Source organism: Cupriavidus basilensis (genome assembly GCF_000832305.1).
In the GTDB taxonomy this organism is placed as follows: Bacteria; Pseudomonadota; Gammaproteobacteria; order Burkholderiales; family Burkholderiaceae; genus Cupriavidus; species Cupriavidus basilensis_F.
Map to the genome: position 1 here is coordinate 3,307,685 of NZ_CP010537.1, position 14,060 is coordinate 3,321,744.

The following is a 14,060-nucleotide window of genomic DNA, read 5'->3' on the forward strand; positions in this document are numbered from 1 at the left end:
ACCCCCTGCGCGGGCAAGGCCAGGTTCGCAGGCAATTCACTGCCGAATGGTGAAGTCGACCCGGTTGGGTGCGCCCTTGTCCTTGATGCCATCTGCGTTGAGCTTCGAGGCGGTCAGGAACAGACGGCTTTCCGGCACCTTCGCATCGCGCTCCAGCGCCTGCTTGACCGCCAGCGCCCGCTGCTCGGCCAAATGCCGGAGTTCCACATCGGTCACCGGCGCGTTCTCCAGCAGCAGCGTCTCCATCTCCTTGGTGGGCAGGGATTTCGACAGCCCGATCACATTGCGCGGCTTCTTGAAGGAGGCGCGCTTGTAGACCGCTTCCAGGTACTTCGGGTACTCCTGCGGCGACACCGTCACCTTGGCGCCTTGCTCGCCCTCTTCGTTCTCTTCGGCCACGACGCCCGCCTTCGCGCTGGCGCGCATCTCGCGCGACTTTTGCTCGGCCACGCGCGCGTCCAGCCAGGCGCGCCTGGCGCCGGCGTTATCGGTGGCGGGATCGATGCGGCCGCTGATCTCCAGGCGCAGCGCCGGGCGGTCGGCCAGGGCCTTGCCCAGCGTCGCGATCTTCTGCGTGGCCGCCGGCGTGAGCGTGGAGGTGCCGGGCGCGAACTCCACGTAGCCCAGTTCGTCGCCACCGCCAAAGGCAGAGGCAATCAACGAGAACGGCGAGGTGATGGCCTTGGTGAGCAGATTGACGATCACCCGCACGATCACGCCACCGATGCTGAACTCCGGGTCCGACAAGGAGCCCGACACCGGCAGGTTGATGTCGATCACGCCATTACGGTCCTTCAGCAGCGAGACCGCCAGCAGCACCGGCAGCTTGGTCGCGCTCGGGCTGTCGACCTTGTCGCCGAAGGTGAGCTGGTCCAGGTAGAGGTGATTGCGCGCGTCCAGCTTGCCGTTCTCGATCTTGTACGCCACATCGACCGTGAGCTTGCCCTTGGTGATCGGGTAGCCGGCGTACTTGGCCGCGTACGGGGTCAGCCGGGTCAGCTCCACGCCCGCGGCCTTGGCAGCGATATCGAGGTAGAGCGTGTCGGCCAGCGGGTTGAGCTTGCCGTCGATCGTGACCGGCGCATCATCGTCGATGCGGCCTGCCAGCGTGAGGTCGGCGGGCGCCGGCTCCGTCGAGGACACCTTGGAGACCGAGCCCTTCATGTCGGTCAGGTTGGCGGTGTAGTTCGGCTTGACGAAGAAGTCCGAGAAATTGATGTTGCCTTTCTCCACCGTCACGCCGCCAATCCGGATCTGCGGCTTGGCCGCAGCGGAGGCTACGGGTGCGGGCGCCGGGGCCGGTGCGCTGGCGGCGCTCGCTGGTGCGGGATTGGCTTGCGTCAGGCTGGTGCTGGGCGCGGCCTCGCCCTTGGCGGCGCCGCCGGCCATCACATCCTGCAGGTTCAGGCGGCCGTTGGCATTCAGGATCACCCGCGCGTAGAAATCCGACAGCGCGACACCGGCCACGCCAACCTTCATCGGCCCCTTGGCCTCATCCATGGCGAAATCGATGCCGTTCACGGCGAGCGAGCGCCAGCGCAGGAAGTCGTCACCGGTTATCCGGTCGACGCTGCGCACATTGCCGAGCAGCGCGTTGCCGGTGAAGCGCGCGGCGATTGGCTTGCCGGCGGGCGCCTCCACGCCGAGGCGGCCCTTGACGGTAGCGGCGCCGCCACGCAACGCCGCGTTGAAGCGGTCAGCCAGGTAAGGCTGCAGCGGCGCGAGGTCCAGCTCTCGGACGTCGACCTGCAGTTGCGCCGCGGGCCCGGTGGGCAGCACGGTGCCATCGAGCGCCATCGCGCCGCGCCGGCCCACATCGGCCTTGAGCTTCACCGGGATGGCCCCGGCCGCCATCGGCCAGTTGAGCGCCCCCGTGCCGAGGCTGATATTGCGGAACTGATGGATCACGGGGCGATCGCGGTTGGCGGCCGCGGGCCCATAGTCGGTCACGCGCAGGCTGCCGCCATCGAGCGTGAACTTGCCGAGCTGTGCCTTCCAGGGCAATGGCTTGGCGGCAGCCGCGCTCTCGGGCTGGACGGCCTTGGCCTGGACGGCGGTGCTGCGTTGGGCGGACTTCTGCCCGGATTGCACGGCCCACAGGCGCGCGCTTTCGAGCAATTCGCCGCGCAAGTCACGCGTGATGGCGATCTGCGGCTTGGCGACCACCAACTGGCCGGCCTGGAAGGAATGCGCGCCAAGATCGAACGCGATGTCCTCCAGCGCCACGCGCTCGGCGAGCATCACCGGCAGGTTGGCGGTGTCGCTGTCGTCGCGCGCGCGCGCGCGGCGCGCGCCGCGCCGGCGGTCGCTATCGGCAGCGGCAGGTTGGCTTGCGCCCGTCGTGGCGGCTGCCACTTGCGCCACCGTCACCGGCTCGCGGGTGCTCAGGTAGAGCGGCGCCAGTTCGATGCGGGACTTTTCCAGCGAGAAAGCAAAAGCGGGGCCGCCCCATGCCATCTTGTAATGCAGCTCGGCATGGATGGCAGTGTCGCCAAGCCGGGTCTGGAGCGCCGCCGGCCACCATGCGGCAAACCCTTGGGGCTTCAAGCCGCTGGCTTGCAGCGTGCCGTCCATGGTGCCGCCACGCAGGGACAGCTCGCCCTCATGGCTGAGCGTCTGGCCGTCGCCGATCATCAGCTTGGCCTGCACCTTGGCCGGCTTGTCGCTGTCGCCGGACAGACCGGCCACGTCGGCGTCAAGCGGCCCGAGTGCGAGCGTGCCGGGCCCGGAAGGTGCCGAGTCGTCACGCAGGCCCAGGCGGGCCTCTTTGACGGTGATCTGGTCGATCGCATAGCGCCAGGGCTTTTCAGGCACCGGCGCAATACCGGCGGCGGCGGGTGCCGAAGCAGGGCCAGCCTTGGCCACGACAGGTGCGGAAGCCGGGCCAGCCTTGCCTGCGGCCGGCGCGGATGCGGGCGCAGCTGCGACTGCCGATGCGGCTGCAGCCGGCGCGTAGGCCGGCTTCTCGACCTTGGCGGCTTCCGGCAGGAATGCGTCGGCCAGGTCGAGCGAGCCATCGGCGCGCCGCACTGCCTGCACGGCCAGGCCCTCCACGGAGAGGCTGCGCAGGTGGGCCATCCGCCCCAACGGTTCAATGCGCGCGATGTCCACCGCTACCCGCCCGGCCTTCACCAGGGGCGATCCGTCATGCTTGCGGATATCGGCGTCGCGCAGCGCCGCGGTACCTGCCAGGAAGACGTCCTGCTTGTCCTTGTCCTGGATAAAGCCCAGCGTCAGCCGCGAATCCAGCAGCCCGCCCTTGATATCCGCATCCTTGAGCTTCGGCGCGAACGGCATGTAGCGCGCCAGCTCCAGGGCGTCGAGGTTGATGTTGAGGTGGGTCTCGCGCGATGCGGCGAACGGCAGCATGGTGCCATCCAGCGCCAGCGCGGAGCCGTTGATGTTCGCGCTCAGCGTGGGCCGGGTGACAATCTCCACGTCATGCGGCAGGTTGGACAGGAACGGCAGCGTGATGGTCAGGTTGTCCACGCGCTGCGTCTGGTTGAGCAGCTTGTCGTCGAACACCAGGCTGCCGCCGGTCAGCGCGATATTGTTGACCGAGAAGCGCGCCGGCTCGGATTTTGGCGCGGGCGGCTTGGCCGCGAAGCGCTCCACGATGTCGGCGTAGTTCATGCGGCCGTTGGCGTCGCGCGCAAGATGCAGCGCGGGCCGGTCGATATGCACGGCATCCACCACCGGGGCGAAGTGCCACAGTGACGCGATGGCGCCATCGATCCTGGCTTCGCCCACGGTCAGCATGGGCGTGGTGCCATCGGGCTCGTAGATGGTAATGTCGGAAACGTCGACGGCCAGCGAGAACGGATGCACCTCGGCACCCCCAAACGTGACCTTGCGCCCCAGCGCTTCGCTGGCCTGTTTGGCTGCAAAGGATTTGATCAGCGGTGGCCCGCCAAAATACCCGGCCAGGCCAAATACCGCCAGCGCGGCCAAAATGCCGCCGGCCACCCGCAGGCCGGCCCGGCGACGTGGCGTTGCGGTTGCTGCCTGCATGGAGAACTTGATTGCCATGTGATCCCAGAAGATTCGACCCCCAACTACCCGCGTGCGCTATGCGAACCCACTGGAGAGCACGATGGAGCAAGTATTCCACACGGTGTCGCCAGACGGATCGGCCACTTTGTGGCCCGGATTTCACTTTTTAGCGACATTATCGCAACGCTTGGGGGCAAAGCAAAGGCATTCAAAGGGATTTAAAAAGGATTTCAGGACGATCCCGGAAGGAATTCAAGCGCGCCGTCCGGAGCCGCTTCAACGCCGATCTGGTATTGTCACGCCTTTGCGAAGCGTCTTGTCGCATGCCAGCGGCTTATCCGCCACTTAGTGCCTGCTTCTCCCGCGCTGTACCCTCCGGCCAGAACCCTCCACGTCAACCGTGTTGCGCGCTTCGCATGCGAACAATTTCCATGCGAGTCTCCTCATGTCTACCATCAGCAGTACTGCCGGAGCAGATAGCGCGCACAGCCAGCAAGCGCGCCCGCTGACCGGACAGGATTACAAGACGCTTGCCCTTGCCGCCCTCGGGGGCGCGCTCGAGTTCTACGACTTCATCATCTTTGTCTTCTTCGCCACCGTTATCGGGCAGCTGTTCTTCCCGCCGTCGGTGCCGGACTGGCTGCGCCAGCTGCAAACCTTCGGCATCTTTGCCGCCGGCTACCTGGCGCGCCCGCTGGGCGGCATCATCATGGCCCACTTCGGCGACCTGCTGGGCCGCAAGAAGATGTTCACGCTGTCGATCCTGCTGATGTCGGTGCCGACGCTGCTGATGGGCCTGCTGCCGACCTACCATGCGATCGGCCTGCTGGCGCCCGTGGCGTTGCTGCTGCTGCGCGTGATGCAAGGCGCGGCGGTTGGCGGCGAAGTGCCCGGCGCCTGGGTGTTCGTCTCCGAGCACGTGCCCGCGCGCCGCACCGGCTATGCCTGCGGCACGCTGACCGCAGGCCTGACGGCCGGCATCCTGCTGGGTTCCCTGGTGGCCACCGGCGTCAACACCATCTTCACCCCGGCGGAGCTTGTCGACTGGGGCTGGCGCATGCCTTTCCTGCTGGGCGGTGTGTTCGGCATCGGCTCCATGTACCTGCGCCGCTGGCTGCACGAAACCCCGGTGTTCGCCGAACTGCAAAAGCGCAAGGCGCTGGCCGCGGAGATGCCGCTCAAGACAGTGGTGCGCGATCACCGCGGCGCGGTGGCGGTATCGATGCTGCTGACGTGGATGCTGTCGGCGGGTATCGTGGTGGTGATCCTGATGACGCCCACCTTCCTGCAAAAGATCTATGGCTTCGATGCGCGCACCGCGCTGGTAGCCAATAGCGTGGCCACGCTGTGCCTGACGGTCGGCTGCGTGGTGGCTGGCCTGATGGCCGACAAGGTGGGCCCGCGGGTCACCCTGTTCGCTGGCGGCCTGCTGCTGGCGATCAGCTCGTACGTGTTCTATAGCACCCTGCACACTCGCCCGGACCTGCTGATCCCGCTGTACGCGGTTGCAGGCTTCTTCGTGGGCACCATCGGCGCGGTGCCGTATGTGCTGGTCAAGGCGTTCCCGGCCCAGGTACGGTTTTCCGGGCTGTCGTTCTCTTACAACCTGTCGTACGCGATCTTCGGCGGGTTGACCCCGATGATCGTGACGCTGATGCTCAAGAACGATCCGCTGGCCCCCGCCTACTACGTGGTGGCGCTGTGCCTGCTGGGCATGGCGACGGCGTTGTTCGTCAAGGACCGCTCGCTCGCCTGAACCTGATGGCAACTGCTGCGCCTGCGTCAAGCCACACGCCGGCCATGAAAAAAAGGAGGGCCGCATCCGCGCCCTCCTTTTTTACGCCCATGCGCTGGCCAGCGCTAGCGGCGATGCTGCTTGAAAAATCCCCACATCAACGCGCTGGCATCGGGGCCGATCGGCGCATGGTAAGGGTAGTCGCCATCGCCGCCGCTCCAGGCGTGATCGAGGCCGGCAACCTCGCACAGCGCGACCAGTTCGCGGTTCCAGGTGCCAAAGCTGGCCTCCAGGTAGTCCCCGGCCGGCAGCAGGGCACTGGCTGGATGGCCGCTGGCGCCGTCAGCCTGTTCCGCATCTGTATCCGTCGAGGCGGCTTCCTGCCCGGCGCCGGCGAGGTGGCGCACCGCAGCGCCGTTCATCCGCTCCTCGACCCGGTCGTTCATGCCGTTGTAGGCCAGGAACTGGCGCGCAAGCAAGCGGGCGTTGACGGGATGCACCGCTGCGTCGTCCATGCCGTGCAGCACGATGGCCGGCATCTTCGGTCCGCCCGGCGTCACGCCGGCGGCATCGAGCAACATCGCCGGGTCGGCTTGCGTGCCGTGCTGCATGGCACGCAAGCCATCGCTGGCCGTGTGGCCCGCACCGATCACGACACCCGAATGCAGGCCCACCGCGGCAATCTTCCCGGGATAGCGCAAGGCCACTACCGCCGCCATGCTGGCGCCCGCGGACAAGCCCGCCAGATACACCTGGTCGGCACGGACGTCCCGCCTGGCCGCCAACGCATCGATCAATACCGCCAGCGCCTGCGCCTCGCGGCCGCCTTCCGTGGCACCCAGGTCGAACCACTGCCAGCAGCGCTGCATCTGGCGCCGCAGGGGCTGCTGGGGATAGGCCACCATGAAGCCTTCGCGCTCGGCAAGCGCATTCATCCGCGTGCCCGCCGCGAGATCTTCCGGCGTCTGCCGGCAACCATGCAGCATCACCACCAGTGGCATGGGCCGCTTGGGTGCGCCGGAAGGCACGTATAGCCAGTAGGGCAGGCGAGGCACCAGCTCGCCCGGCAGCGGCGCGAGGCGGTGATGATGGGGAGCCCATTCTCCGGGCAAGGGGTGGCGCGGCGGCAAAGGCAGCGGCGCCGGCGAACGCGCCCGAAGACGGGGCGCTGCGGGATTAAGGGTAGCGATACGGTTGAACCACGTTTTGAGATGGTGCGCGGACTGGGGCTGCGCCCGGCTGATCTGCCGGAGCTGCGCATGCCAGTCCGCCGAAAGGCTTTTGGTCATGAAGACTCCTGCCATCGATATTGTTGCGATGCAGCATAGCACACGGCAACCCGGCGCTTGCTGTCGCTTTTCCATCACATGTTATGAAAGCCAAACATTAGGTTCCTTCATCTAATCCGGTATGCGCCAGCAGAAGCACTTCCGCTCGCGCCCGCAATGACCAAAATACTGAATTCAGCCGACGAAAGAATGAAGATCACTAAGAGATAGCGGTAAAAGGCGCGCGGTTATACTGCGTTTGCGTGTATCGCAGGCAAACGGAGAATGTCATGACCACGCCCGATGCAGCGTTGCCAAGCTGCTCGCTGTGCTTGTTCCAGCCAATCTGCCGCAACTCGGAGGCGTCAGCGGCAAACGATCGGCGCCAGCGCAGCCTGGCCCCGGCCAGCATGCTATGGCGCGCCGGAGAAACGGTGCACCGCCAGGGCCGGCCCGTACTGGCCATGTTTCCCGTGCGCGACGGCAGCGCCAAATCCGTGTTCGAGTCCCCACTTGGCTGGCGTCAGGTAACCGCCTTCGCGCATCGGGGCGACGTGCTCGGGCTGGAGGATCTCGATGGCCAGGCCCATTGCACCAGCGCAGTGGCCATGCAGGACACGCACTGCTGCGTGGTGCCGGTGGAGACGGCACGCGCGCACCTGCTCAGCGCCGAGTACCGGGAGCCGATGCGCAGCACGTTGCGCCGCAATGCCGAGCGCGAGCGGACACTGCTGGTCGCGATCGGGTCCATGAAAGCCGCCCAGCGGCTGGCCATGCTGCTGCTTGACCTCGCTGGCGAGCAACGCCGCCGGGGCAATGCCGGAGCAGCGCTGACCCTGGCGATGTCGCGCAACGATATGGCCAGCTACCTGGGACTGACCCTGGAAACCGTATCCCGCCTGCTGGCGCGGTTTGCCACGGTCGGGCTGATCACCGTGCGGCAGCGGCAATTGCGCATCATCGATCCGGCGGGGCTGTGCTCCGTCTATGAAGACCCGGAGCGGGTGCCGCTACGCCCGCCCCAACCGGTGACGGATAGCCCGTCCGCCTGCGCTCCGGGCCCGGCCCGGCTAGACACCACCCAAGGCATCCACGCCGCGGGCACCTCGGTTGCGTAGGACAGACGCCGACAGCAAGGGCGTGCAAACGCGGCTATGTTCAGACTATGCCGCCGTGCGCGGGGTAGCCCTCAGGGAAGTCACCCTGCGGCCATGCCGCTGGTAGCCGACATCGCTTCCGGTACCTGTATCTACCTGTATCTCTATGCGGGACTTTCCTTTTGCCGTGCGCGCGGGCCTGGCGCCGCTTGGCCTCCTGATGGTGACCGGACTGACGCCGGCCGCCGCCGCGCAGGCCGCCGCACCGGCCTCGCTGTCAACGCTGGCCAGGCTGCTGCTAGGCACGGTAGATGGCAGGAGCACCGGCATGAGTGGCGTGACACGCCTGACCGGCGGTGTGGCCAGCTCAGACGCAGAACTCAATACGGCTTGCCAGGAACTGACTCGCGCCGGGCCATTCACGCTGGACGCCGCGACGCGGCTGGAGGGATGCAGCGTCTCGCCAGGCAAGCGCGTGCAGTTCCGCCTCAGCCTGGTTGGCGTGGATGCGACCCGCGAGGGCACTGTGGCGTTCATGGCGAGCGCCCGCCCCGTGCTCGAACGCGGCATCTGCCGCAACCCGGACGTGCCGGTACTAGGCCAGTTGGGTATCACGCTGAACTATCGCTACGCGGGAATCGGCAACCGCCCGCTGGGAGAAGTCACGATTACGCCAGACCGCTGCAGCGCGAAGTAGAGATTACTTTCTTTCCTGCGCGCATTCCTGGCGATACGCCTCATCGAGCTTCTTGCGTTCCGCTTGCCGCTCGATATTGGGATGGGTACTGCCATCGGCGCCGGTCACCGTGGCTTTGCCGGTGGTCCATTGCGCTCCCGCGGGCAGTGCATTGATCTTGTCGAGCAAGCCCTGGCAACGGGTGCGCTGGGATGGCGTGAGGGTGCCGTCCGCCGCCGGCCCGGCATTGTCGGTGGCGGTATCCAGCAAGAGCCGCGGCGGCGGCGGCGCGACCATCGGCGCGGGCACTTCCAGCTCGGCGGCAGTCGCAGCCTGGCCCGCAAGCAGCCCCAGGCCTAGTGCGGCGGCCATGATGATCGAAGCCCGTTTCATGTTCAGTTCTCCACAGCGGGAACGCATTGCGCCTTCCTTGACGATGTTCCAGGGGTCGCCCTGCCGGCTGATACCGAGATACCGCATGTTTCCGATGTCCCTCCCGAGAAACCAAACTGAAGGCGGCTAGGTTCAGGCGGCCGCCGGCAATGCAGGCACGAACCAGGCTTAGCTTCGTTCCTTGCCGTTGCCAGCGCGACCCGTGCGATTGCGCAGTCGCTCAAGCTTGAGCAGCGCATCTGCAAGCATACTCTTGAGGCGGGTGTTTTCCTCCTGCAGGTCACGCAGCTTGCGGCTGTCGCGCGCTTCGCTGCCTGCGCCCTGGCCATACTTGATGCGCCAGCCATAAAAGGAAGCATCGCTAAAACCATAGCGCGCGCATAGCTCGCGGACCGGCACGCCGGCCGCGGCTTCCGCCAGGTAGCCGCGGATCTGCTCCTCCGAGAAACGTCTGTTCACTGACTGCCTCCGCTAGCCAAGGCCGCTCGTGCCAATGCCCGAGCGTGACCACTTCTACCCCTGCCGCAAAGTTACCATCCGCACCGCAAAAGGCAATTCAGTGTGTTCAAGCCGCGAGTTAAGCAAATTGGAGAGGTAACCCGCCGCGAGGCGCCCCCCCGCCTGGCTGGCACTTTAGCTTGGCTCAAGCCAACCCTAAAGTTTATCACCCATCACCGGAAAAACAATTAAAAGTTTCAATTCCGCGAGATAAACAATTTTTAAATCTAGCACTAACGAATACCAATCTGGAAAACCAGCATCAAGAAAACGGAACGAATTGGCAGAATTTTATATTCCGTTTCCTGATTTTCCGGATTCGCTTTTTACTGTCACTCAACCGCAAGAAAAGCCTGACAAGCGAACATAAAAACCTAATTTGCGCCGCATGAGTCACACAGCAGCGCGGAGTTATGCATCGGATGACACAAATATTTTTAATGTCTTTATGTGCTGACAAATGGTATTTTTGAGCTGGTTTACGAAATGACTTTCAGAAGACCACTGGCAAGTTTCAAAGCTATGCATTAATCTTGTCTAGCATTAACTAAATTTCGATCTCCAGCAACCGGGCCTCGCGCCCCGGCGCGGACTGGCGACGATAAGCGCAACGCGTAGCCGGTCGGCTGGTCGTTTCTTCGGCGTTGCTTCTCTATAGCGGGCCACTTGCAAGCAGCGCTGCGTCGTGGTTTTCCCAGTTGGTCGGGAGATTTTGAAGACCGTCATGCCTTGCGGATGCAATGGCGCTGCGAGGGGCCCTGCGTTGACGGCCAGGCATGGCAGTCCTGGCACGGCAATGGACCAGATACACCAGCCACCCGGCACGGCAGGTGCGGTTTGCCCTAAGGCCTCGGGGCCTTGGCGCAGAGACAAAGAAGAAAACAAAAACAAGCTTCAAATCGGGAGAAGTCACCATGCGGCATGTCAGCACCAAGCTCTTGCACGTCTTTGTTTTGCTGATGGAGTATCGTGACCTCAGCGCCGTTGCCGCCTGCACGCAAGGCCGGGTCCCGACCATTGCCTACAGCCTCGCGCGTCTGCGCGAAATCACCGGCGACCCCCTTTTCATCAAGCGCAATGGCACGCTGGAACCTACCGCGCATGCCTTGCGGCTGGAGCCCACCGCCCGCCAGATCTTGTCAAAATGGGCGCACCTGGTACGCCCGCCTGCCCCCGTCGCCGAGGAGGCAAGCCCGCACCGCCGCATCTCCATCGGGTTTTCGCCGTCGATCGGCGATCCGGTCATCACCGAGATCCTCACGACCTTGTGCGAGCAGTTCCCGGATGACCGCTTCATGACGCGGCCGGTCTTTGCCGACGCCGCGCTGTCCGCCCAGCTTGGCAGCGGCGAGCTGGACTGTGCCTTCGTGGTCGATAGCCATTTTGTGCCAGAGGACGTTGCAGCGCACAACATCATGGCCACGCCGCGCCGCCTGGTCAGCGTGGCGCGGCCAGGCGGCGTCGGGGACGTGGAAGGCCGGCACGAGTGGATACTGCTGCAGGAAGACACCGAGCCCGGCAGCCCGCTGCAGGGCTTCCTGAACCGGCTCGCGCATGATCCCGCCTATCGGGAAACCGTGGTGCCGTCCTGGCACACGCAAGTTGCGCTGCTGCTTGCCGCAGGCGGCACCTGCCCGCTGCTGGACTTCAATGTGCCACTAGTGACACGCAAACACAAAACACGCCTGCTGGCGCCGCCCAGCAGCTTCCCGGAATGGGCAGCCCTGCATTTCTGGGCGCCGGTCCGCGCCGGCAATGCACTGCGCGGCATCATGGAGATCGGCAGCGCCGTGCTGCATGATCCCGTCAGCGCCATCGACCGCCGTCATCGGTCGCACGAGACGCGCACCGCTGCCTACGCAGCCTGACCCTGCTGCCACTGAAGCACGCCGCGGCGTGCCGGCTTGCGGCTAGCGACGCCCGCTGGCCGGTGAGGGCTTTCGCGCTCCGCTCTCAAAATTGAGAATAGTCTCAGTCCTGCCGCCGAAGCCAGCGCTTATGCTTCATGGGCACCTCCTGCTTCCTGTTCGTCCGAGCAAAGCATGCGCCTGGAGGTGCTTTGTTCCTGTGCTGTTCGCGCCGCCGGCGAAAAGCCGAGCGGCGCGTTTTTTCAATGGCGCGATCCACATGCGGCAAGCGCCGCCCAGCGCGAATCGAAGCACTCGCTTTTCATGTTCGCGGCATCCGTGCCGCAAGCCCTTCCAGCTCGCGCCAGGCATGTACGGCCCGGACACCGTGCATGCCTGCGCTTGCGCAGGAGCATTGCCATGCCTTTGAAAATCTTGATTGCCGATGACCATCCCGCCATTACGCTTGCAGTCAGGAGCCAGTTGCGGAGCCAAACCGGCTGGGAGGTCTGCGCGGATGTCCACAGCTCCGCCGAGCTGCTGCAGGCCGTGCGCGCATTCCGGCCTGATATCGTCGTCACCGATTACCACATGCCCTGCAGCAACGCGAGCGATGGCATCCGCCTGCTGGCCAGCCTGCGGCGGCACTTTCCGGCGCTAGGCGTGGTGGTGCTCACCATGATCACCAACCCGCTGGTCCTGCGCGCCATCCTGAACGCAGGCGCCCATGGCCTCCTGCTCAAGGACTCGCAGCTGGACGAACTGGTCACCGCCATCATCCGCGTCGAGCGCGGGCTGCGCTTTATCGGCGACTCCGCCGCGCGCGTGCTGGCCCAGTCCGGCGCCCACTACGCGCCCGGCCGCGCCGGCGCCCTCTGCCTGTCGGTACGCGAGTCTGAAGTCATGCGGCTCTACCTCAGTGGCAACTCGATCACCGGCATTGCCGGGCAACTGAGCCGCAGCGTCAAGACCATCAGCCGCCAGAAAAACAGCGCCATGCGCAAGCTTGGGGCGAGCAATGAGCGCGAGCTGTTCGACTTCGCGGCGCAACAGGGACTGGTGCTGCCGAACCCGGATAGCCCGCAGGAGAGCCCGCCGGCCAGCCAGTCCGACTGGTTATAATCGCCGCGCCGCACAGGCGCAGGCAGCCGCTTGCGCCAACCCAGCGACTTAACCAGCCAACGTCATCGCCATGCCCAACCTTGCCGCAACCGTCGCATCCGCCGTTCCAGGCACCCGAACCGACGCGGCAAGGTCCCTGCGCGTGCCCGCCATGCTGGTGGCCGCGCCGGCCTCGGGCCAGGGCAAGACCACCGTGACGGCCGCGCTGGCATGGCTGCACCGCCGGGCCGGCCGCACCGTCCGCGTCTTCAAGAGCGGCCCCGACTACCTGGATCCCTCCATTCTCGCGGCTGCCAGCGGCGCACCGGTCCACTCGCTCGACCTGTGGATGACCGGCGCCGAAGACGCCGCGGCACGCCTTGCCAAGGCAGCGGCCGAAGCCGACCTGATCCTGGTGGAAGGCGTCATGGGCCTGCATGACGGCACCCCCAGCAGCGCCGACCTGGCACGCCATTTTGGCCTGCCAGTGCTTAGCGTGATCCAGGCCGGTGCAATGGCGCAGACGTTCGGCGCGCTGGCCTTCGGCCTCGCTGGCTACGGCCAGCCGCTGGCCTCCATGCAAGTGCTTGCCAACGGGGTGGCCTCCCCGCGGCATGCCGACATGCTGCAGGAGAGCCTGCCGGCACATATTGGCTGGGCCGGCGCGCTGGCGCGCGACAACGCGGCATCGCTGCCCGAGCGGCACCTGGGCCTGCTGGCGGCGGATGAACTGCCCGACCTCAACACGCGGCTGGACCGCCTCGCTGATGCACTCGCCGGGCAACCCATCGGCGCCCTGCCCGCAGCCGTTGAGATCGCCGCGGCGCCGCCGCTGCCCGTGCTGCCGCCGCTGCTGGCCGGCAAGACCATCGCCATCGCCCGAGACGCCGCCTTCCGCTTTCTCTACCCTGCCAACCTGGATACGCTCCAGGCGCTCGGCGCCCGGCTGGCCTTCTTCTCCCCGCTCGACGACGCTACCTTGCCGGACTGCGATGCGCTCTGGCTGCCCGGCGGCTACCCCGAGCTGCACGCCGCGCGCCTGTCAGCCAACACAGGCATGCTGGCCGCCCTGCGCCAAGCCCATGCCGACAGCCTGCCGATCCTCGCCGAATGCGGCGGCATGATGGCGTTGTTCGAGACGCTGGTCGACAAGGCCGGGGATAGTCACGCCGTGGCGGGCCTGCTGCCTGGCACGGTGACAATGCAACGCCGCCTTGCCGCGCTCGGCCATCAACAACTGGCGTTGCCCGAAGGCACCTTGCGCGGCCACACCTTCCATTATTCCAGCGCGCAGACCCCGCTGGCACCCTACTGCCACGCCACTGTGCCGCGCGACGGGTCGCGGGGCGAGGCGGTGTTCCGGCAAGGCGCGCTGACGGCGTCCTACACGCATCTGTATTTCCCGTCCAACCCGTTAGCCATCGCGGCGCTGCTCAGCGGTGTGCGGTAAGC

The 14,060-nt window shown here is 65.9% G+C and carries 11 protein-coding genes; 7 read left to right on the forward strand and 4 right to left on the reverse strand.

The features are described 5' to 3' along the window. Positions 1-36 precede the first annotated feature (36 nt). Positions 37-4,029, reverse strand: a complete 3,993-nt coding sequence (locus RR42_RS35025; protein WP_043356771.1) for a DUF748 domain-containing protein — start codon at positions 4,027-4,029, stop codon at positions 37-39. 409 nt (positions 4,030-4,438) lie between these two features. On the opposite strand from RR42_RS35025, the gene RR42_RS35030 reads away from it, so the two are divergent. After that, positions 4,439-5,749, forward strand: coding sequence for an MFS transporter (locus RR42_RS35030; RefSeq protein WP_043356776.1), 1,311 nt, complete (start codon positions 4,439-4,441; stop codon positions 5,747-5,749). A gap of 104 nt (positions 5,750-5,853) precedes the next feature. Here RR42_RS35030 and RR42_RS35035 read toward each other — a convergent pair whose 3' ends face one another. After that, on the reverse strand, positions 5,854-7,017 hold the full coding sequence (locus tag RR42_RS35035; RefSeq protein ID WP_043356780.1) for an alpha/beta hydrolase family esterase: 1,164 nt from the start codon (positions 7,015-7,017) through the stop codon (positions 5,854-5,856). 269 nt (positions 7,018-7,286) lie between these two features. Between RR42_RS35035 and RR42_RS35040 the strand changes: the two genes are divergently transcribed. Then, positions 7,287-8,114 carry a Crp/Fnr family transcriptional regulator gene (locus RR42_RS35040; RefSeq protein ID WP_043356785.1) on the forward strand — a complete coding sequence of 276 codons (828 nt, stop codon included), beginning with the start codon at positions 7,287-7,289 and terminating at the stop codon, positions 8,112-8,114. 145 nt (positions 8,115-8,259) lie between these two features. Then, the gene (locus RR42_RS35045) at positions 8,260-8,790 is read left to right on the forward strand and encodes a hypothetical protein (protein ID WP_043356787.1); all 531 of its coding nucleotides are present in this window, start codon (positions 8,260-8,262) and stop codon (positions 8,788-8,790) included. 3 nt (positions 8,791-8,793) lie between these two features. On the opposite strand, the gene RR42_RS35050 is transcribed toward RR42_RS35045, so the two are convergent. Beyond that, positions 8,794-9,162, reverse strand: coding sequence for a hypothetical protein (locus RR42_RS35050; protein WP_043356790.1), 369 nt, complete (start codon positions 9,160-9,162; stop codon positions 8,794-8,796). A gap of 168 nt (positions 9,163-9,330) precedes the next feature. Continuing rightward, positions 9,331-9,621: a transposase gene (locus tag RR42_RS35055; RefSeq protein WP_043356792.1), complete on the reverse strand. Its 291-nt coding sequence runs from the start codon at positions 9,619-9,621 to the stop codon at positions 9,331-9,333. 179 nt (positions 9,622-9,800) lie between these two features. Between RR42_RS35055 and RR42_RS40280 the strand changes: the two genes are divergently transcribed. The 4 genes from RR42_RS40280 (at position 9,801) to RR42_RS35070 (ending at position 14,058) form a co-directional block, all read left to right on the forward strand. After that, the gene (locus RR42_RS40280) at positions 9,801-10,052 is read left to right on the forward strand and encodes a hypothetical protein (RefSeq protein WP_144410043.1); all 252 of its coding nucleotides are present in this window, start codon (positions 9,801-9,803) and stop codon (positions 10,050-10,052) included. A 522-nt stretch (positions 10,053-10,574) separates the two neighbouring features. Beyond that, positions 10,575-11,528: a LysR family transcriptional regulator gene (locus tag RR42_RS35060; protein ID WP_043356794.1), complete on the forward strand. Its 954-nt coding sequence runs from the start codon at positions 10,575-10,577 to the stop codon at positions 11,526-11,528. A 399-nt stretch (positions 11,529-11,927) separates the two neighbouring features. After that, on the forward strand, positions 11,928-12,629 hold the full coding sequence (locus RR42_RS35065) for a response regulator transcription factor (RefSeq protein ID WP_043356796.1): 702 nt from the start codon (positions 11,928-11,930) through the stop codon (positions 12,627-12,629). A 70-nt stretch (positions 12,630-12,699) separates the two neighbouring features. Next, positions 12,700-14,058 (forward strand): cobyrinate a,c-diamide synthase, encoded by a 1,359-nt coding sequence (locus tag RR42_RS35070; RefSeq protein WP_419188899.1) that lies wholly within the window; start codon positions 12,700-12,702, stop codon positions 14,056-14,058. Positions 14,059-14,060: the final 2 nt, after the last annotated feature.